The organism is uncultured Holdemanella sp. (assembly GCF_958348295.1).
Taxonomy (GTDB): Bacteria; Bacillota_I; Bacilli_A; order Erysipelotrichales; family Erysipelotrichaceae; genus Holdemanella.
Window position 1 is genome coordinate 1 of record NZ_CATVYQ010000006.1, and the last position, 19,345, is coordinate 19,345.

At 32.3% G+C, this 19,345-nt stretch carries 21 protein-coding genes; 19 read left to right on the top strand and 2 right to left on the bottom strand.

Annotated features, from left to right (window positions below):
- Window positions 1-52 precede the first annotated feature (52 nt).
- Window positions 53-619, bottom strand: a complete 567-nt coding sequence (locus tag Q3907_RS01915; RefSeq protein WP_301896976.1) for a nucleotidyl transferase AbiEii/AbiGii toxin family protein — start codon at window positions 617-619, stop codon at window positions 53-55.
- Entirely contained in the window at window positions 619-1,197 is a 579-nt protein-coding gene (locus Q3907_RS01920) for an abortive phage infection protein (protein WP_259320840.1), read from the bottom strand. Before Q3907_RS01920 ends, Q3907_RS01915 begins: the two co-directional genes overlap by 1 nt.
- 522 nt (window positions 1,198-1,719) lie before the next feature.
- Here Q3907_RS01920 and Q3907_RS01925 point away from each other — a divergent pair.
- The 19 genes from Q3907_RS01925 (at window position 1,720) to Q3907_RS02015 (ending at window position 19,345) form a co-directional block, all read left to right on the top strand.
- On the top strand, window positions 1,720-3,054 hold the full coding sequence (locus Q3907_RS01925; RefSeq protein ID WP_301896977.1) for an RNA-binding domain-containing protein: 1,335 nt from the start codon (window positions 1,720-1,722) through the stop codon (window positions 3,052-3,054).
- Between the two features lie 198 nt (window positions 3,055-3,252).
- On the top strand, window positions 3,253-4,071 hold the full coding sequence (locus Q3907_RS01930; RefSeq protein ID WP_227994130.1) for a ParA family protein: 819 nt from the start codon (window positions 3,253-3,255) through the stop codon (window positions 4,069-4,071).
- 15 nt (window positions 4,072-4,086) lie between these two features.
- Complete coding sequence (locus Q3907_RS01935) at window positions 4,087-4,392, top strand: single-stranded DNA-binding protein (protein ID WP_301896979.1); 306 nt, start codon at window positions 4,087-4,089, stop codon at window positions 4,390-4,392.
- An 11-nt stretch (window positions 4,393-4,403) separates the two neighbouring features.
- Window positions 4,404-5,381 carry a ParB/RepB/Spo0J family partition protein gene (locus tag Q3907_RS01940; RefSeq protein WP_295561823.1) on the top strand — a complete coding sequence of 326 codons (978 nt, stop codon included), beginning with the start codon at window positions 4,404-4,406 and terminating at the stop codon, window positions 5,379-5,381.
- Between the two features lie 218 nt (window positions 5,382-5,599).
- Window positions 5,600-6,304, top strand: a complete 705-nt coding sequence (locus tag Q3907_RS01945; RefSeq protein ID WP_301896980.1) for a hypothetical protein — start codon at window positions 5,600-5,602, stop codon at window positions 6,302-6,304.
- Window positions 6,305-6,394: 90 nt separating this feature from the next.
- A complete protein-coding gene (locus tag Q3907_RS01950; protein WP_301896982.1) occupies window positions 6,395-9,412 on the top strand; it encodes a SpaA isopeptide-forming pilin-related protein in 3,018 nt (1,005 codons plus the stop codon).
- A 5-nt stretch (window positions 9,413-9,417) separates the two neighbouring features.
- Window positions 9,418-10,158 (top strand): class B sortase, encoded by a 741-nt coding sequence (locus Q3907_RS01955; RefSeq protein WP_301896984.1) that lies wholly within the window; start codon window positions 9,418-9,420, stop codon window positions 10,156-10,158.
- Between the two features lie 225 nt (window positions 10,159-10,383).
- Window positions 10,384-11,745: an ArdC-like ssDNA-binding domain-containing protein gene (locus tag Q3907_RS01960; protein WP_301896985.1), complete on the top strand. Its 1,362-nt coding sequence runs from the start codon at window positions 10,384-10,386 to the stop codon at window positions 11,743-11,745.
- Complete coding sequence (locus tag Q3907_RS01965; RefSeq protein ID WP_301896987.1) at window positions 11,745-12,674, top strand: DUF3991 and TOPRIM domain-containing protein; 930 nt, start codon at window positions 11,745-11,747, stop codon at window positions 12,672-12,674. Before Q3907_RS01960 ends, Q3907_RS01965 begins: the two co-directional genes overlap by 1 nt.
- Window positions 12,658-13,182, top strand: coding sequence for a hypothetical protein (locus Q3907_RS01970; RefSeq protein ID WP_295562750.1), 525 nt, complete (start codon window positions 12,658-12,660; stop codon window positions 13,180-13,182). Before Q3907_RS01965 ends, Q3907_RS01970 begins: the two co-directional genes overlap by 17 nt.
- Complete coding sequence (locus Q3907_RS01975; protein WP_295562749.1) at window positions 13,166-13,486, top strand: hypothetical protein; 321 nt, start codon at window positions 13,166-13,168, stop codon at window positions 13,484-13,486. The genes Q3907_RS01970 and Q3907_RS01975 overlap by 17 nt, the downstream gene beginning before the upstream one ends.
- 97 nt (window positions 13,487-13,583) lie before the next feature.
- Entirely contained in the window at window positions 13,584-14,279 is a 696-nt protein-coding gene (locus Q3907_RS01980) for a DUF5688 family protein (protein WP_301896988.1), read from the top strand.
- A gap of 12 nt (window positions 14,280-14,291) precedes the next feature.
- Window positions 14,292-14,501 (top strand): hypothetical protein, encoded by a 210-nt coding sequence (locus Q3907_RS01985; protein WP_301896989.1) that lies wholly within the window; start codon window positions 14,292-14,294, stop codon window positions 14,499-14,501.
- 194 nt (window positions 14,502-14,695) lie between these two features.
- Complete coding sequence (locus tag Q3907_RS01990; protein WP_301896990.1) at window positions 14,696-15,040, top strand: hypothetical protein; 345 nt, start codon at window positions 14,696-14,698, stop codon at window positions 15,038-15,040.
- A complete protein-coding gene (locus tag Q3907_RS01995) occupies window positions 15,013-16,353 on the top strand; it encodes a relaxase/mobilization nuclease domain-containing protein (RefSeq protein WP_301896991.1) in 1,341 nt (446 codons plus the stop codon). The genes Q3907_RS01990 and Q3907_RS01995 overlap by 28 nt, the downstream gene beginning before the upstream one ends.
- Window positions 16,350-17,060 (top strand): PcfB family protein, encoded by a 711-nt coding sequence (locus tag Q3907_RS02000; protein WP_301896992.1) that lies wholly within the window; start codon window positions 16,350-16,352, stop codon window positions 17,058-17,060. The genes Q3907_RS01995 and Q3907_RS02000 overlap by 4 nt, the downstream gene beginning before the upstream one ends.
- 5 nt (window positions 17,061-17,065) lie before the next feature.
- Window positions 17,066-17,272 (top strand): hypothetical protein, encoded by a 207-nt coding sequence (locus Q3907_RS02005; protein WP_227994112.1) that lies wholly within the window; start codon window positions 17,066-17,068, stop codon window positions 17,270-17,272.
- The gene (locus tag Q3907_RS02010; RefSeq protein ID WP_367881486.1) at window positions 17,269-19,062 is read left to right on the top strand and encodes a VirD4-like conjugal transfer protein, CD1115 family; all 1,794 of its coding nucleotides are present in this window, start codon (window positions 17,269-17,271) and stop codon (window positions 19,060-19,062) included. The genes Q3907_RS02005 and Q3907_RS02010 overlap by 4 nt, the downstream gene beginning before the upstream one ends.
- Entirely contained in the window at window positions 19,040-19,345 is a 306-nt protein-coding gene (locus Q3907_RS02015; protein ID WP_301896995.1) for a glutamyl-tRNA amidotransferase, read from the top strand. Before Q3907_RS02010 ends, Q3907_RS02015 begins: the two co-directional genes overlap by 23 nt.

A 19,345-nucleotide genomic window follows, 5' to 3' on the forward strand; every position in this document is an offset into this window, starting at 1 on the left:
AGAATTGTATCCAGGCTTAACTTAATAAGAATTTATCACTGCCACTATCCCGTTAGCTTAACTTAATGACATTGGAAAGAATTGTTTGAATTTTTTCTGCAAGTATTGTCTCTAAATTATATGACCAGAGTTGTATTGATTTGTTTTCTAACAACAACGGATATTCATATCTTATTTCTCTAGGTGTAATCACATCACCTGTTGATATATCTATTTTGATTGGCACTATTAAATTTTCTAATTTTGCATCCATATGAATTCTTATTCCTGGATACTCCATATTGTCCATGATATCAGATACATCATTTAAGATAAATTCAATGTGATCATCAAGAGAAATATCTTTAATTTCATTTACAATCCTTGTGGTTTCTTCTTTAGTTAAATCAAAATTACGTATTGTTGTATCAATATCCATAGTCGATCGCATCGATATACCAATCATAGAAGTAACCAAGATTCCACCCTTAACAATGAAATCGTCTTTATATTTAGAATACGTTATTCTTTCAAGAAAATGCTCCATCATATAAATACGTAACAAAGTTATAGGATCCGATCCATTTTGTTTGGCAACGTTTTTAATTCTACCTTTTATTTGTGCTGGAGTTAGATACATTACAATAAAACCTCCATATATTGTCTAATTATCTTTTCAATTCGAAATGCTTTTGCATACACCATTAAACGATTAAGATCCTTATCACTTCTTTGTAAATAAGTTTTAATTGCCATATTAAAATCCTGAATTTCGAAATTACGTCTACTTCTCACTAAATCACAAATTGTTCTTTCCAAATCATACATTGGGATTTCATGACCAAATTGATTTGTGATTGTAGTCTTTCCTAGATCCAAAAGCTCCTTTTTTACAGTATAAACCTTGTAACCTGAGTTTGTTAAAGCAGAAGGATTATATCCACTATAAATTGTAATACAATGCACAAAAGGTTCTCGATCAACCAGACCATAATAATATAAGGCATCATCATGAGAAATAACTCCTTTTGGACAACGCTGTGACAAAACATAAGCTTCATCTTCCAACACATCTTTTGAAATATAAATACCTGGACCAACTTTTTCCATACAATTCCTTTTTATAAAATTATAAATAGACTGTCTCGATACATTCACATTCTTTAATTTTTTAACATTCAAAACCTCAATTTTTTTAGAATCCATTACTCCTTCCATACTCTCACCGCCTTTTACATTCTTGCTAATATTATACTTTATATTAGTAAGAATGTAAATCGACTTCAATTTATTTAATTATTCATATCCAATAATTTATGTGTTCATTTTATACTCACGGACAAAATCAGCATATAAAAAAGACCTTATATAAAGGCCTTTTGATGTTTATTGAATTATTCAAACTCGACCAATTTTTTTGCATATAGTCTTGAAAAAGCACATAAAATGGCTTGTTTTAAGCACTTGTAAGCCACGGTTTGGAGGTGTTTTTTACCAATCTGTTTTCACGCGTTGTCACGCAGCTCACTCCTTTTACATAACCAGTGATTCGACTGGTATGGGAAAGGAGTTTTTACTATGGAAAAGCGAAGGCAAAAGAAATTGCTATGCAAAAAAAGAAAATAGTTAAGTAGAAATCAAATCTACTTTAATGGTATTATATTTTATAGAATTTAATAGGTAGTGCTTATATGTTTTAATCAAATTTTGCTGAATTAAAAGCGGAAAGGAGACCTTATAATGCTGATGGAGAATAATAGAACAGAATTTAAACAAGATTTAAACGATAAACTAGAAAAGGAAGTAGTTGCATTCTTAAATAATCGCGAAGGTGGAGTTTTATATATTGGCGTTGATGATAATGGTAAGGGCATTGGAGTTTCTAATTTAGATGATACTCAATTAAAAATTGCAGATCGAATTAAAAATAACATCCTTCCTTCTACGCTAGGATTATTTGATATAGTTACTGAAAGCGTTGATAATGTAACCGTTATAAAAATATTAATATCTAGTGGACTAGAAAAACCTTATTACATCAAGAAAAACGGAATGTCTCCAAATGGTTGCTTTACAAGAACCGGAACTTCAACTCAACAAATGACCACTTCAATGATTGATGACCTTTATAGTAAAAGAATACATACAACATTAAGAAACATTCCTTCACCAAGACAAGATTTATCTTTTGCCCAATTGAAAATTTACTATCAAGAAAGAGGCCTTGAATTAAATGATAAATTCGCAAATTCTTTAGAACTGCTTACACCTGATGGCAAATATAATTATGTCGCATACCTTCTTGCTGATGAAAACGGTGTTTCTATTAAAGTCGCAAAATACGCAGGAACCGATAAAGTTGATTTGATTGAAAATGAAGAGTATGGGTACTGTTCTTTGGTTAAGGCGACATACAACGTGCTTGATAAACTAAAAATTGAGAATGCCACATTAGCGAAAATAACTTCGTCTGAAAGAATTGAAAAGAACTTAGTTGATCCAATTCCAATGCGTGAAGCTATTATTAATGCAATTATTCATTCTGATTATTCTAAAGAAATCCCTCCTGTTTTTGAAATTTTTGCTGACAAAATGGTCTTCACTTCATACGGTGGTTTACTTCCAGGGCAAAGTGAAGAAGATTTCTTCAGTTGTAGTAGTATGCCTAGAAATCGTGAGTTAATGAGAGTATTTAAAGATCTTGGTTTAGTGGAACAATTAGGATCAGGAATGAGTAGGATTTTAAAAGTTTACAACAAGAGCATCTTTAAAATTTCCGAACACTTTATAAAGGTAGAATTTCCATTCTCAGTGCCATTAAATCTTTTATCTACCAACAATGGCGATATAAACGGCGATATAAATGGCGATATAAATGGCGATATAAATGGCGATATAAATAGAGTTCTGTTACTACTTGAGAAGCAACCATCTATTACTGCAAAGCAAATGGCAGAAGTGCTGCAAATTAGTCCTAGAAAAGTTAGCCGAATCATTAAAGAATTAAAAGAAAAAGAAATCATTGTTAGAATAGGTTCTAATAAAACAGGCTATTGGAAAATACAGCACAAATAAAAATTAAGCGTTGAATTTCAACGCTTTTTTAGACTTGTTATCAAACATGATTTACTAACCAAGTGAGAGTAAATAAATAGCAAAGGCTTTTTATCATTATCAAGCATGATTCACTAGCCAAACAAGCCAACAAGTAATATCCTCTCGCCCCTTTTACATAACCAGTGATTCGACTGGTATGGGAAAGGAGTTTTTATTATGGATAAATGTAAAGTAATTGCGGTAGCAAATCAAAAAGGTGGCGTTGGCAAGACAACAACTGCTTTAAACGTTGCAATCGGTATGGCAAGAAATGGGTATGATGTCTTGATTATTGATTTTGATCCACAGGGTGATCTTACAAGTTCTCTGGGATGGAAAACAAATGATGCATTAGAAAACAGTGTTTCTTCAATGCTCGATGATTATATAAATGATGAATCAATCCATTATGATTCCCTTATATTGAATCATCCTGAAGCTGTTGATGTTATTCCAGCCAATATCGAACTTGCAGACTTTGAGATGCGTCTAGTCAGTGTAATTAATAGAGAACAGACATTAAGTAATTGTATCGAACCTTTAAGAAGTAAGTATGATTACATTTTTATTGATTGCCCGCCCTCTTTAGGAATGCTTACCGTTAATGCTTTAGCTGCAGCAGATGAAGTATTGATTCCTGTACAAACGCAATACTTACCGGCAAAAGGCATGACTAAGTTGCTTCAAACAGTAAATAAGGTACAGCGTAAGATTAATGACAATCTAAAGATTAATGGCATTGTTATGACACTTGCGGATTCAAATACCAATATTACTAAAAGCACCATCGAAACAATAAGAGATTCTTTCAGCAAGAATATCAAAGTGTTTGATACGATCATTCCTAAAGCTACTAAGGCAAGTGAAGCTAGTACTAGTGGTAAAAGCATTTATGAATATGCAAAAGATTCTAAAGTAGCTTTGGCTTATGAATCTCTTACAAAAGAGATTCTGAACAAAGACAAAGAAAAACAAAGAAATGATTTCAGTCGATAGAAAGAAGATGAAGAAATGAAAAACAATCATGTTGAATTAAAAGGTACACTTACCAGAAACATTGAAGTATCCAGATCACAAAAAGGTAATTCTTTTACAAAGTTTACTCTCAAATGCCTAAGAGATGATCAAGGAACACGTTTTGATTATGTTGGATGTATTGCATTTGGTGAGATTGCAGAAAAACTTGAAATAGTTGGTTCTTCTGACACAAAGTTTAAGATCATTGGCAATCTACAAACGAGTTCATATAAGAAAGATGATCAAAAGATCTATTCAATGAACGTTGTTGTAGAAAGTTTTGAATTATTAAATGAATAAGGAGGCACAGCATGCCAAAACTAGATTTAGGATTGCCAAGTTATGATTCCCTGTTTTCAACCGAAAAAGAAAGACAAGAATCCAGTGCTGAAAAGGTAATGAAGATTCCTATTGATAAGATATCCGATTTTAAAGGCCATCCTTTTCATGTAACGATGGATGAAGACATGGCTAAGCTTATTGATTCAATCAAAGAAAACGATATGTTGATGCCTGCCCTTGTCCGACCTAAAGAAGACGGAACTTATGAAATGATATCTGGTCACAGGCGTAAATTTGCTATGTCACAGCTTGGCAAAAATGAAATGAATGTTATTATCCGAAACCTCGATGATGATCAAGCCACTATATTAATGGTCGATAGCAACATTCAAAGAGAAAACATCTACCCTAGTGAACGTGGCTACGCTTATAAGATGAGACTAGAGGCAATGAAACATCAAGGGAAGAAAGTAGATATTGATTTTGATAATACAGACATTCCTGTTGAATACGGCAAGGCCACTTCGTGCCAAGTTGGCACAAAGATAAGAAGCGATATTGCTTTAGCGGAGACAACAGAATTTAGTGCTCGTCAAATCCAACGATTTATCCGCCTCACCTATTTGATTGAACCATTACAGGAAATGGTCGATGGAAGAAATGAAGATAATATTACTATTGCGTTTAATCCAGCAGTAGAACTATCTTATCTTACTTCTGATGAACAGCAATATGTTGTTGATTCAATTAACGACAATCAAAGAACGCCATCATTAGCGCAATGCCAAGAATTCAAACGGTTAAGTCATGATGGCGAATTAACTTTTGATTTTGTTAACGATACATTAGCTGAAGAAAAACCAAATCAAAGAGAAAAACTATCATTTCAAATGAATGAGATTAATAAATATTTCCCAAAGAATCTTTCGCCAGGCAAGAAGAAAGATATTATGATTCACTTGCTTGAAAACTGGGCAAAGAAACAATCAAAAGAAGAAGAGAGATAATCGTAGATTCGATTGTCTTTTTTGTATCTATGATTGTAAAGGACTGTTGGAGGGGCAGTCTGACTTTGCCTGGAAGTGTGACTGTTTTCTCCCCTAAAACCCCTCCTACCTTCCGAAGAATTTATTTACTATCCGAAAATAAAAAAATGTTTCTAGTTATGAATAGTAAATATAAACTAGGTATTTTAGAGATAGCTAGATAAGAGAAAGGATTAATTATGAGAAAGAAAATAATTATAAGTCTTTTTTATTTATTGAGTATTTTAGGTATTACTGCTTATTGTTTTGTCAACCGCAAAACAGATGGCAGTGAACAAGTAACTGAGGTTAGTAAACAAGAAGTAAAAACAGTTAAGAAAGCAATAAAATCTGAAGAAAAGAAAGATGCAGATGGCAATAAAACAAATGCTGTTAGTAAACAAACAGCAGCAAAAAAAGAAAGTTCAAAAGCATCCACTACAAGCAAAGATAAGACTTCATCGCAAAACAAAACAAAGACTGCTTCTCAAGATTCAAACAATAAGAGTGAAAAGAAAGCATTGGACAACACTTCAACCAACCAATCTAATACGAGCATCAGCAAGCAAGAAGTAGTTAAAGAAGCTGAAGGAGTTAAAACACAAGAAGCTGTTCAACAGCCAGTTATTGAATCTACACCCGTACCAGTAGAACCAAGCTATGCATGTCCTGGTGGTGTTGATCAAAATCAAGCGTGTGATGTTATCCTGGATTCTAATTTTTACTACGCAACTTTTTCTTCGGAAGGTGAAGCAAATTCAAGTGGTGAATATTACTTAAATGATGTGATGTATATTGGCGAAACTGAAATTACAAACTATTCTGTTCAACCGGTATATCGAAACGATCATAGCATTGCTTATTACGGATTGAATCTTTGGAGCAATGGAAGTTTGATTCAGTAAGGATGTGATAAATGACAATTGAATAAATACTTTGGCGAGAGAAATCTCGTCTTTTTTGTTGCAACAACCTAAAGGAAAGGAAAAAAGAATATGAAAAACATATTGAAGAAAGGTAGTAAATTCTTTCTAACAGCATTAGTTATTCTCAATTCATTGATGAATACTCTACCGGTACATGCTGAAGAAACGACTACAGATGAAAATGATTTAGATACAATTGTAGAACTTGGAAATGCAGAAGATGTATTTCCTGATTTGATGCCTCAGTCTGATGGAATCTCATTAACGGATACAACAGGAACAGGCAGTATTTATGCAATGATCCATATTGCCAATCAGTATGGATTTGATTATGTACAGCAATTATATGTTGGGGATAAGACAGTATTCTGTATTGAGCCTATGCAGCTTTTTACAGAAGGCTTGGATTATCATCAGGATACTGCAAAATGGGATGAATTATCTGAACAAACTCGTCAAAATATCTGGGAAATCAATTATTATGGATACAGCTATTCTGGTCATCAAACAGAAAAATACTATGTCGCAACTCAGGTTATGATTTGGCAGGCAGTGACTGGAACTTGGTATCAGCCTTACTATACAGATGGAACAACCGTTTATGATATTTCAAATGAGGTTACAGTCATTAACAATTTACGTACTCAGCCTCAGGGTAGACCTTCATTCAATAATCAAACGATTAAAATGGGATTAAATACACCGGTGACATTAACGGATACGAAGGGTACTTTAGCAAACTATTCAATCACAAGCTCAAATGGAATTCGTGCTTCTGTAAATGGAAACAATCTTACAGTAGCTATCACATCTGAAAATTATGATAAGAGTATTACTTTTTCACGTAATTTTACAGCACGAGATGTAAATGTTATCTATGGATCAGGTGGATATCAAAGAGTTATTTATTTAGCATCGAGGCGAGATCCTTCTCCAAACTTCAAATTAAATTTCGATTTGATGTATGCAGATATTGAAGTTGAAAAACAGGATTCTCAAACAGGTACTAAGACTCAAGGAGATGCTACTTTCAATGGAGCTACATTTGCGATTAAGGATACAAGTGGAAATGTACTTGAAACAATTACGACAAATGGTTCAAAAGTTAAATCTAAAAAATATCCAGTTGGAACAACTTTAAATGTGTGTGAGGTTACTTCTCCTGAAGGATATTTAACTAACAGTTCTTGTAATACAGTAGAACTTAAATATTCAGGTGATAACACACCTAGTACATTCTATACAACAGTTAAAGATCAGGTTATTAAGGGTCGCATTGAGATTGCGAAAACAATTGATAAAGAGAAGTATGGATTATTCCAAAGCAATGTTCAAAAGCCTGGTGAAGGATTTAAATTTGATATTATTTTAAAATCGACAGGTAAAGTCGTATCAACATTGACTACGGATGAAGATGGTCGAGCTATTAGTGATTATCTTCCATATGGAACTTATATCGTTAAAGAACATGAAACAAAAGGCTATGATACTTTAAAACCTTTTGAAGTAAAGATTAATCAAAATGAGAAGACATATTTCTATAACATCTATAATGATACAATCAAAGCTGAATTGACTATCTACAAAACGGACAGTGAAACTGGAAAACGTATTCCGGCAGCCGGAGTTGAATTTAAAATCAAAGATGCAGATGGTAATTATGTAACACAGGAAGTAACGTATCCTAAAAAAGAAACTACAGATGTATTTAAAACGGATGAAGATGGTTCTGTACATTTACCTTCTCCATTAAAGTATGGTGAATATAAATTAGTGGAGATCAAAGCACCTCATGGTTATGTATTAAAAGATACAGAAATTCCAATCAATGTGGACGGTTCTAGTACAGAAATCTTTATGAATTTTGACAATAAAACACAAAAAGGCCAGGTCTATGTGGAAAAGACAGGTGAGATGTTGTCAGGAGCAAAAGAATCTGAAACAGATTATGGAACTTTGTATACTCCAGAATACAAAGAAAAATATTTATCAGGTGTTACGTATGAAATTACAGCACGTGAAGATATTGTAACTCCAGAAGGAACTGTGTGGTTCCACAAAGGAGATGTAGTTGATACATTTACAACAGGGGATGGCATAACAACTTCTTCTTTATTACAGCTAGGTAAATATTCTATTAAAGAAACAGCAACACAAACTGGTTTTGTGTTAGATGAACACACATATGATTTTGATATTGAATATGCTGGTCAGATGATTGATGTTGTTGAAATCAAACAGTCTTATGTAAATGAAAGGCAGAAATTAGATTTGCAGATTACTAAAACATTTGAAGATGAAGATAAAGATGCATATAAAGATGTTATCTTTGGTGTATATTCTAAAAATGATATTACTTTAAATGGCAAAGTTATTATTCCTGTAGATGGATTGGTTGGAACATTAACAATTGATGAAGATGGCAAGAATATTGAACAGTTGGATCTTCCAACAGGTGAATATTATGTTAAGGAATTGGAAACAAATGTAGGCTTCAAATTGGATGAAGAAAAGCATGACTTTACTTTCGATTATGATGAAGATACAAATAAACCTACTGTAACAGTTTCAATGGATCTTTATAATGAAAAACGCCGTTTAGAATTGGATGTCAATAAAGTGGATAAAGATCACCATGATCATTTCTTGAATGGAGCAATTTTTGAAGTCTACGATAAAACATTAGATAAATACGTTACTACATTAGCTTCTGGACAATTGATGATTATTGGTGATTCTCCAGATGAAGAGTATGAAATCGCTAAAGATGAAGATTTCACCAAGATTGTTAAGAAAGTTAAAACAGATGAGAATAAGAAAATAATTTTAGATATTGATGATGGAACATATTATTCTAGAAAATCAGGAAGTGATGAAGTCACTAAACATGTCAGTAAAGATGGTAAAGCAGTACTTTCTGATGCAATTTATGGTCATGAATATGAATTTAAGGAAATCAAAGCTCCTACTTCTTATCAATTAGCCGATAAAACAAAAGCTTATAAAGTAGAGGCAGATGAGGAAACCGATACAATTATCTATTATTTTGAAAATGCACGTATCGTTGTTCCTAATACTGGGGTATAGATAGTATGAAATATAAGAAAATAAAAATAGCAGCACTTGCGATAGTAACTGCAAGTCTTCTAAGTGGTATTCTATATAGTGAGTTTGGTACAAAGAAATCTTATGATTATTCGGATTACTATGTAGAATCTAAGCCAAGTAAAACAACAAAAGAGAATAAAGATAATGAGGAAGCTTCTGAAAAGGAGCTTTCTTTATCTCTTCTTAAACAAGCCAATAATGATATTGTTGGAATACTAGAATTTGATAATAGAGTTATTTATGAACCTATTGTACAGGCGCCGGATAATGATTACTATGTTCGTAAAAACATCAACAAAGAATATGCCAATGCAGGTATTCCTTTTGTATCGGCAGATGGAAATATTGATTCAAAAAATGTTGTGATTTATGGTCATTCCAGTAAATGGAACAATATTATTTTTACTCCATTAATGAACTATGTGAATCAAAGCTACTATAAAGAGCATTCTACATTTCAATTCATTACAGAAACCGAAACAAGAACCTATCAAATCTTCGCGGTATTAAATATTGATTTAAACAGTCTAGATGATTCTTTAGAATTCACACAAGCTAGTTGGGATTCGAATAATGCTTTTAATGCCTTTATATCTGATTCTATTAATCGTGAATTATATAAAACTAGTGTAACTGTCGATTCAGAAGATAAAATAATGACTTTAGTGACTTGTGATACAAGAGATAACAACAAAAGAATTATTGTAATAGCGAAAAAGATATAATCACCTGAATCAAAAGTACAAATATCTAACATAAATATTTGATTGTTTATAACTTTTAGGAAAAGTGCGAGGAGTAGAACGGAGTAAAACGGGGCTCACGAGGGGTAAAACGGAGTAGTATTGCATAGTTTCTCATTTGAGAGTCCCTTACTTTGTCAACAAACTGACATTACCAAAACCGGTAGCGCTTTTCTTTTACCCTATTTTAGAAAGGACGGTGATACTATGGCAAATAATGATAAGACTGCACAAGCTTTCGATATGATTGAACAAGGTGTTAAAGACGTATATTCGTCAGATAAATTTAAAAACTATTTATCTTGTTTAAGCAAATTCCATAACTATTCATTAAACAATACACTATTGATACTTTATCAAAATCCTAATGCTACTCATGTAGCTGGGTATAATGCCTGGAAGTACAACTTCAATCGACAAGTTAATAAAGGTGAAAAAGGATTAGTTATCCTAGCTCCATTTCCAACTAAGGAAACAAGAATGGTTGATAAATTAGATGAGAATGGAAAGATAGTTTTAGACTCTAATGGTCATAGAGTTCAAGAAGAAAAAGAGTTCGATAAATTGTGTTTTAAGACAACAACTGTATTTGATATTTCGCAAACCACAGGCGACCCCCTTCCTGAATTAATTTCAGATTTAAAAGGTTCTAATAAAGAATCTCTCGCCATGATAGAAACAATTAAATCAGCTAGCAAGATTCCAATCGAATTTAAAAACAAGTCTGAAGACTCTAATCTAGCAAATGGTGCCAAAGGATATTATTCCCCTACTACAGATCAAATTGTTGTGAATAAGGGCTTAGAAGATATCCATACCGCAAAAACACTAATACACGAGTACGCTCATAGCATACTTCATAAACAAACAGATAAAGATCAAAGCCAACGAGAAATAGAAGCAGAATCGTTGGCTTTTGTTATTTGTGACCACTTTGGATTAGATACTTCTGAATACTCTTTTGGTTACATTGCAAGCTATGCAAACAATGATCCAAAAGAATTAAAAGAAATTCTAAACAATATTCAAAGTACTGTTCATGAAATGATTGAGCAGCTTGAACCTATCTACAAGGAGAAATTAATCATGCTAACGAAAGAAGATATTGAACACGAAAACTATAAGCTTTTTGAAAATATTGCTAGACCAATACTTACCGGTGATGCAATATACATGAAATATTCAACTCCACACTTTATGGATTTAAACATTGAAATGTTTGATGAGAATCGATATGTAATGGCTCATAATTATGTTTTAAATGGTGATCTTATGGCAGATCCAGATGTTGAATTTATTGTTGATAAAGATAAGGAACTATTATTACCTCAAACTTATCAACAAGATAATCTTCAATTCTATGAAGTTGCAGATACTCCATTAAAACAAAATGAATTAAATCAATTTATGAATCAATGGCTTAAAAATATTCCTGAACAAAAATATAAAGTGAATGCTATCTATACAGAAAAAGATGAAATAACAAACAAAAAAGATATCCAAAAGTTTTGTGAACAGTATGGAATTGAAAAGATGGCTCCACCAATCAGCAAAGGAATTGAAAGATAATGAGTAGATATATTGATTCAGAGACACTACAAAATATCAGATCATTTAGCGCTTTTGATTATATGAAGAATTATCATCCTGACCTTCTTATTAAAAATGGAAGAACCGATTATTACCATCGATATCATGATTCCCTTCATTTTTCTAATGGCAAATGGTATTGGTGGTCAAAACGAACCGGTGGTAAATCAGCCATTGATTATTTAACCAAAGTAGAAGGAATGAAATTCTTAGATGCATGTTGGTACCTAGTTGATTTAATGAAAGTTAGTGCCCCAATTATTACTGTTGAACAGTCCAAAGAAAGAAAATCTTTTGTATTACCTTTAAAAGATTCTAATAACAACGCACTTATTCATTATCTTTGTGATGTGAGAAAAATTGATAGAGATATCGTAAATTACTTTATTGATAATAATATGCTTTATCAAAGTAAATACTATAAGAATGTTGTCTTTGTTGGCTATGATGGTCAACAACCTGCCTATGCTTTTAAAAGAAGTATCTACAAAAATTTTAAATTAGATCATGCAGGAAGTAATAAAGCTTTCAGCTTTTCTTACGCAAACACTAATAGTGATGAACTTCATGTATTTGAAGCAGCTATTGATCTTTTATCTTATATGACCATTTTAAAAGAAACTAATGAAAATTTTATTACAAAGAACTATTTATCTTTATCTGGTGCAAATAATCAAGCGAATGGTGATATTCCTATATCTTTAAAATCATTTTTAAGCAGAAATCCAAACATTAAAACAATTATATTTCATCTAGACAATGATGAAGTTGGCACGAGTGCTACTACTTATATAATGAATCGTTTAAAGAATAAATACCATTGTGTAGATCAACATCCAACAAAATACAAAGATGTAAATGAAAAATTAGTAAATATGAAAGGAGCACATCGTGAACAAACAATTTGATCTATTTCAAAAAATGAAAATCAAAGAAGTCTGTGACAACATCAGTCGCATGACTTATTCCTACATTAATCCAGATACAAAACAACCTACCATTGTTCCATCTAAACACTACAAAGATATTTTAGATCAACCAGTGGAAGTACTAGTCAATGATCAAGTAAAAAAACAATTCTTAAATATTATGTTTAAACAAATGAAGGCATTAAAGGAAGAAGAACCAATTCTCTTTAATGAAACATTACTACTAATGGATCTAAATAAAACACCAGATTCATTAGATTTAAATGAAGAAGCTGCCTTAAAGATTACCGCTACAGAACTAGTTGAAAGTGAAAAATCAAAGAAAAAAGAATTTCATTTAGTGGATCATGAATACATTGATTCTTATGAAGCTACTAAAAATGATTCTGAATTAATGGCTAGTCTATTTGGCGACTTACAAAATGAAAGAACCTATTCTATTGAAATCGAGTCTAAAGGAGGAAAGAAGAATGACTTACAACACTAAAGTTTTTAATTATTCAAATCTAACTGAAGAAGATAAACAAATCGTAGTAGCACAATTATTGATGCTAGATTCCATTGAAAATGTAATTACAGAATATACATTTTCTAATGAAGCTGCTGATAATCAACTAGAACGCATTTCATATCAAGAAGGAATCAAAGCGCTCATTGAAGCTAAACAATCCATGTACGATGACATCATTGAATGGATGGTTTTTGCGATTGAAGGATATGAACATGAAATTGAAGAAGTTGATACAGATGATTTTTTCTATGGTTTATATCCAGAAAGTGAGAACAAATAATCATGGAAATAACACTTGTATTTAATGAATTTTCAACAGCCAATCAAGAAAAACGATTGGCTTTTTATTTGGAAGAATTAAAGAAAGAGGTAGCTTAATGATTGAAAACAGAAAAGTATTGGATAACGTAAATGCATTGCTTAAATATGAAAATGTTAAAGATTACTTGTTTATAAATGTGATTAATGCCGATACCCATAAACAAGAATTGGAAAACATGCCGCATACAATTATTGGAGATCTAGCCATCATTTATCGTGTCATGATTCAAACAACAGATGAACGTTTTTGTTCGGCTAAAGTAACGAATCAAATGATGGATGAGTATGGAATTGATGTAGCTACTCTGCATAAAGATGCCCTTGTTTCTTCACCTAAAATCATGATTCCTAAGTATATTCCTATTGAAACATTTCTATTAGGAGTACCTGAAAATGTGGCCTATCGCGAAAAAGATAAACAACTTATTATCGTATCCAATGAGCATAATACGGATGGTGCTGCATCTATGTTTTACCCAAATCTATTAAATGAAATAGCTTCTAAGCTGGATCGTGATTTATACATTATCCCATCTTCTACAGATGAAGTTTTGGTTTTAAGTGATTCACCAAATCTAAATCATGAACATGTAAAAAATACATTGCATTATGTAAATAATACGATTGTGGATGAAAATCAAAAGCTATCAGATACTATTTATCATTATTCAAAAGAAGAACGTGTCTTAGAAAAAGCTGAAGATTATCAAAAGCGAATTCATAAACAGCAGTATTCGCAAATCTTACATTAGGAGATTTTAAAAATGATAAAGTACGAAGATATCTTAAAAAAAATCAAATATTATGAGGATCGAAAAGCTAAAAATGATGAAAAGCTTGCACAATTAAATGAAGAAAATTTAACACTTACTTCTACTTTAAAACTCTTAAATCAAAAGAAGGAAGTATTAGAAAAGATGGAATCTGAATTATCAGATCTTATTCCATCTAAAAAGAAGTATGTAGCCAAATAACTGTCTACATTTGTAGCAAGCAACGTCTTTGACCGACCAAAGACATATATTTAGGGATTATCCCTAAGACTCAATACCAGGAGGAATATCAAAAATGGATATGGATTTATTACTAAACTTATTAACCTTTGTTAGTGGAATGATTGTTGGCATCACATCTCTTTTGTTCATTCAAGGAGCAACCTGTAAAGAATATGAGAAGAAGGAATAAAAGAATTGAAATCAAGATGACCGAAGAAGAATTAAAGCACTTAAATCATCTTGTAAGACAATCTAAGTTATCTCGTGAATCATATCTAAGAATGATTATTAATGGTCTAGTTCCACGCGCATCCCCTAGTGAAGAATTGATTGATACAATTTTGCTTCTTAGAAATATCTCTAATGATATCTATCAAATATCAATCAACCATTCTAGCATTCAAAAATATCAGGAAGACTTTGAGTTACTACAAGACCAAATCAATCAGATTATGATTTTGATTCGACAACCTACTAATTTGGAGGAGTTATGGCAATCACAAAAATATGGGCAGTAAAAGATGATTTGAATCGTGTCCTTAAGTACATTAAAAATCCGGATAAGACAAAAGAAGAAATGAGTGATGGATTAAAGGAAGTATTAACCTATACAACACAAGGCTATAAGACTAATGAAAAAGAATACATTACCGGAATCAATTGTGATCCTAAAACCGCATTATCGCAAATGATGAATACAAAGCTTTCCTACAATAAAATGGATGGAAGACTCGCCTTTCATGCGGTGCAATCTTTTAAACCAGGAGAACTTACACCTGATGAATGTCATAAACTTGGTGTACAACTTGCTAAACAGATGTGGGGAAATCGATTTGAAGTTGTTGTTTCTACTCATTTAGACAAGGAACATTTGCATAATCATTTTGTCGTTAATTCCGTCTCTTGGGTAGATGGTAAAAAGTATGACAATAAAAAAGCGGATATTGATCACTTTCGAGAAATCAATGATGCCATCTGTAAAGAACATGGTTTAACTACAATCACAAAGCCGGAAGCAAAAGCAATGAATTATGGTGAATGGAATGCCGAAAAAAACGATGGAATCTATTTTCGTAAGATTATTCGTTACGATGTAGATTCTGTTTTATTGTATGCAAGAACTCCAGAACAGTTTAAAGCTGCACTTGAAGAAATCGGGTATGTTGTTAACCTTAGTGGAAAGCATTGGACTTTAAAACACCCTCAATCCAAGCGTACATTCCGCTTTTATAAATTAACTCGTGATAATCGGTATGATGAAGAACATCTGATGGAACGTATCAACAGTAACTTCTTATTCCCTATGCAATCATCTGTTCCAGATGTTATTCCCTGTAAAGAATATCAAGGCAATCATAGAAAATTAAAAGGAATCAAAGCGATGTATATTCGATATTGTTTTGAATTAGGTATCTTAAAGCCAAAAGGCATACCACAAAAATATCCAAGTCCAACACTTAGAAAGGATTTGATTTATATGGACAAAATCACAGATGAAAATACATTCATTGGCAAGCACAATCTTGAAACAGTGGAAGATGTGCTTGCTTTTAAATTGGAATTAAACAATCAAATAGAAAACTGGATGAATCAAAGAAGATCCATTTACAACAAGATTAAAAGATGTCGTAATCATGATTTAAAACAACAATTAGAGCAAGATCGAGATACATTCACTTCTAAAATTGCACATGGGAAAAAGGAAATCCGATTATGCGAAGATATAGAAAAGAGAGTACCTGATATTGAAGAAAAACTAAAAATGGTAAACGCATTAGAAACGGAGCGTATGCAAACACAAAAAGAATACGAAAGGAGCTTGAATTTATGAACAGTTCCGATACGGCGGATCAGATGATGAAAATGACGTTAGAAGGTATTCAGGTAGCTGCTGAAATTGGATTAAAAGCTGGTGGAACAGCTGCAAAATCTTTAGCTGTTACCTTGTATGCCATCATTACAGATAATAAGAAAATCAAAGGGAAAACAAATCTAGATAATTTATTAAAGTCTGGAAAAGAATTAAAAGTTTTTGCGATTCATCATAAGGATTTAGAAAAGTTCTGTATAGAAGCTAAACACTATGGTGTCCTCTATTCTGTATTAAAAGAAAAGAATAATACAGATGGAATTGTAGATATCATGGTCAAAGCAGAAGATGCATCTAAGATATCTAGGATGGTAGATAAATTTGATTTGGCAACCATTGATACAAAAGCTATTCGTGAATCTGTCTTATCACAAAAGGATATAAAGCCAATGAGTGATGAGGAGCATGATGCATTATTATCCAAATTAATGGATGAGAAACCAAACCCCGACAAGGCTCGGACAAGCAAGGACGGTACTCCGTTCGAGCCATCTTCAAAAACATTGAGGAAAGAAAACAAGAAGAAAACCGTCGAAAGAAAAAAATCAACAGCTACTATGGATAGACCTTCTGTCCGTCAGGAATTAAAAGATATTAAGCAGCAACAATTAAAATCTTCTGCACCAAAATATCCAGTAAGAAAGAAATCAAAAAAGAAAGTGAGATAACAAATATGCGTAACTGGTTTAAGAAACAAAATGATGAAATGATTGAACTCCAAGTTGATGATACAGAAAGAAGAATCATTGTGCGTGCTCTTGCAGATCTTAGAGATAAACAAAGATTAGCTCAAAAGAACTATGATTTTCTAGATTCATTGATTGTCAAAGTATGTGATGCTGATTCTGATAAATCAATGAGCTTAAACAGAGGTAGGTGATATGTATTGATAAAAGAAAAGATGAAATTGTATTTCTAATACTGTTAATCGTTCCTGTAATTTGGTTTGGGTTATTAATCGCTCCACACATGGATAAAGGATTACTATATGCCCTACCCAATTTAAATGAAGCCATATCCCATCCATTTCAAATCAAATGGACAAATAACACTTTAAAATCAATAGGCCTATGTTCACTAACATATGGAATTACATTTGGTATCTATTTATCTTCATCCAAAAACTATCGAAGGAATGAAGAATATGGATCCGCTAGATGGGCTAATCCTTTTCGAGTATGTAAGAAATATGCCGATAAGAATTACTTGTTGAATAAAGTCTTTTCTCAAAATGTAAGAATGGGTTTAAATGGCAAGAAACATCGTAGAAACTTAAATACACTGGTTATTGGTGGTTCTGGTGCTGGCAAAACAAGATTTTATGCCAAGCCAAACATCATGCAGTGTAATACAAGCTTTGTCGTTCTGGATCCAAAAGGTGAAATTATTCGTAGTGTTGGATATCTATTGGAAGAAAATGGATACGAAGTAAAGGTCATTGATTTAATCGATATGTCAAAATCACTTGGCTATAATCCATTTCACTATATTCAAAGTGATAAAGATGTTCTTAAATTAATCACGAATCTGATTCGTAATACGACACCCAAAGGATCTTCGACAAATGATCCATTTTGGGAAAAGAGTGAAACAGCACTATTGGAAGCTCTGATGTTGTATCTATACCATTATGCTCCAGAAGATGAGCAGAACTTTACTATGGTTATGGAAATGCTCAATTATGCAGAAGTCAAAGAGGATGAAGAAGATTATGAAAGTCCTTTGGATGAATTGTTTAAAAGACTGGAAATGATAGATTCTAATTCATTAGCATTAAAACAATACAAAATATATAAACAGGCAGCAGGTAAAACCGCAAAATCGATTTTGATTTCAGTTGGTGTAAGACTTGCTGCTTTTAACTTGGAAGAACTGGCATCACTTACTAAGTATGATGAAATGGAACTAGAACAAATTGGAGAAAGAAAAACAGCCTTGTTTGCGATTATCCCTGATAACGATTCCACCTTTAATTTCATTGTAGGTATGTTGTATACACAATTGTTTCAAATGCTTTATTACCAGGCGGATTATGTACATGGTGGAGAACTACCAATACCCGTACATTTCTTAATGGATGAATTTGCCAATGTTGCCCTACCAGATGAATTTGATAAATTGCTTTCAACCATGCGTTCCAGACAAATCTTTGTGTCGATTATTCTACAAAACTTAGCACAGATCAAAGCCTTATATAAAGACAGTTGGGAATCCATTGTGGGTAACTGTGATGAAACCTATTATCTTGGTGGTAATGAACAAAGTACACATAAATATATTAGTGAATTATTAGGAAAAGAAACCTTAGATACCAATACCTTTGGGAAATCTTCAGGAAGAAGTGGAAATTATTCAACCAACTATCAGCAGACAGGAAGAGAATTATTAACAGCGGATGAAGTTCGTTTATTGGATAACAATTACGGACTTCTTTTTATTAAGGGTGAAAGACCAATCAAAGATCAAAAGTATGATTTGTTAAAACATCCAAATATTAAACAAACACTAGATGGAGGACGAGAGCCTTATATTCATGGACAAGCACATCATTTCATTGATGACTGGCAGAATATTATTCTTTCAGATAATGAATATGAATTGCTAAATCAAGAAGAAACAGAAAAATATTTAAAGGAGATTGAAGAAAATGAAGAAAATAAAAACAATTAGAAAAGTATTATTCTATGCTTATGTGGCATTAATACTCATTACCAACTTTACTACACCCATCTATGCAGCTAATGATCCAGTTACTGTAGTCAATAACTTCAGTGACTTTATGTTTGGACTCATCCGAGCTATCGGAATGATTTTATTAGGCTTTGGAATTGTACAGGTTGGTTTATCTTTAAAAAGCCATGATCCAAGCCAAAGGGCTAATGGATTTATGACAGTTGCTGGTGGAATTATTATTACGTTTGCGAAAGAGATTTTAAACATTATTGTAGGTTAA

Bases quoted from the DNA above. Each gene is read 5' to 3' on its own strand.
- Q3907_RS01980 (WP_301896988.1), top strand. From the start codon at position 13,584: ATGATTGAAAACAGAAAAGTATTGGATAACGTAAATGCATTGCTTAAA.
- Q3907_RS02005 (WP_227994112.1), top strand. From the start codon at position 17,066: ATGCGTAACTGGTTTAAGAAACAAAATGATGAAATGATTGAACTCCAA.
- Q3907_RS01915 (WP_301896976.1), bottom strand. From the start codon at position 619: ATGTATCTAACTCCAGCACAAATAAAAGGTAGAATTAAAAACGTTGCC.
- Q3907_RS01960 (WP_301896985.1), top strand. From the start codon at position 10,384: ATGGCAAATAATGATAAGACTGCACAAGCTTTCGATATGATTGAACAA.
- Q3907_RS01990 (WP_301896990.1), top strand. From the start codon at position 14,696: ATGAGAAGAAGGAATAAAAGAATTGAAATCAAGATGACCGAAGAAGAA.
- Q3907_RS01985 (WP_301896989.1), top strand. From the start codon at position 14,292: ATGATAAAGTACGAAGATATCTTAAAAAAAATCAAATATTATGAGGAT.
- Q3907_RS01940 (WP_295561823.1), top strand. From the start codon at position 4,404: ATGCCAAAACTAGATTTAGGATTGCCAAGTTATGATTCCCTGTTTTCA.
- Q3907_RS01945 (WP_301896980.1), top strand. From the start codon at position 5,600: ATGAGAAAGAAAATAATTATAAGTCTTTTTTATTTATTGAGTATTTTA.
- Q3907_RS02015 (WP_301896995.1), top strand. From the start codon at position 19,040: ATGAAGAAAATAAAAACAATTAGAAAAGTATTATTCTATGCTTATGTG.
- Q3907_RS01920 (WP_259320840.1), bottom strand. From the start codon at position 1,197: ATGGAAGGAGTAATGGATTCTAAAAAAATTGAGGTTTTGAATGTTAAA.
- Q3907_RS01925 (WP_301896977.1), top strand. From the start codon at position 1,720: ATGCTGATGGAGAATAATAGAACAGAATTTAAACAAGATTTAAACGAT.
- Q3907_RS01950 (WP_301896982.1), top strand. From the start codon at position 6,395: ATGAAAAACATATTGAAGAAAGGTAGTAAATTCTTTCTAACAGCATTA.
- Q3907_RS02000 (WP_301896992.1), top strand. From the start codon at position 16,350: ATGAACAGTTCCGATACGGCGGATCAGATGATGAAAATGACGTTAGAA.
- Q3907_RS01935 (WP_301896979.1), top strand. From the start codon at position 4,087: ATGAAAAACAATCATGTTGAATTAAAAGGTACACTTACCAGAAACATT.
- Q3907_RS01995 (WP_301896991.1), top strand. From the start codon at position 15,013: ATGGCAATCACAAAAATATGGGCAGTAAAAGATGATTTGAATCGTGTC.
- Q3907_RS01965 (WP_301896987.1), top strand. From the start codon at position 11,745: ATGAGTAGATATATTGATTCAGAGACACTACAAAATATCAGATCATTT.
- Q3907_RS01975 (WP_295562749.1), top strand. From the start codon at position 13,166: ATGACTTACAACACTAAAGTTTTTAATTATTCAAATCTAACTGAAGAA.
- Q3907_RS01955 (WP_301896984.1), top strand. From the start codon at position 9,418: ATGAAATATAAGAAAATAAAAATAGCAGCACTTGCGATAGTAACTGCA.
- Q3907_RS01930 (WP_227994130.1), top strand. From the start codon at position 3,253: ATGGATAAATGTAAAGTAATTGCGGTAGCAAATCAAAAAGGTGGCGTT.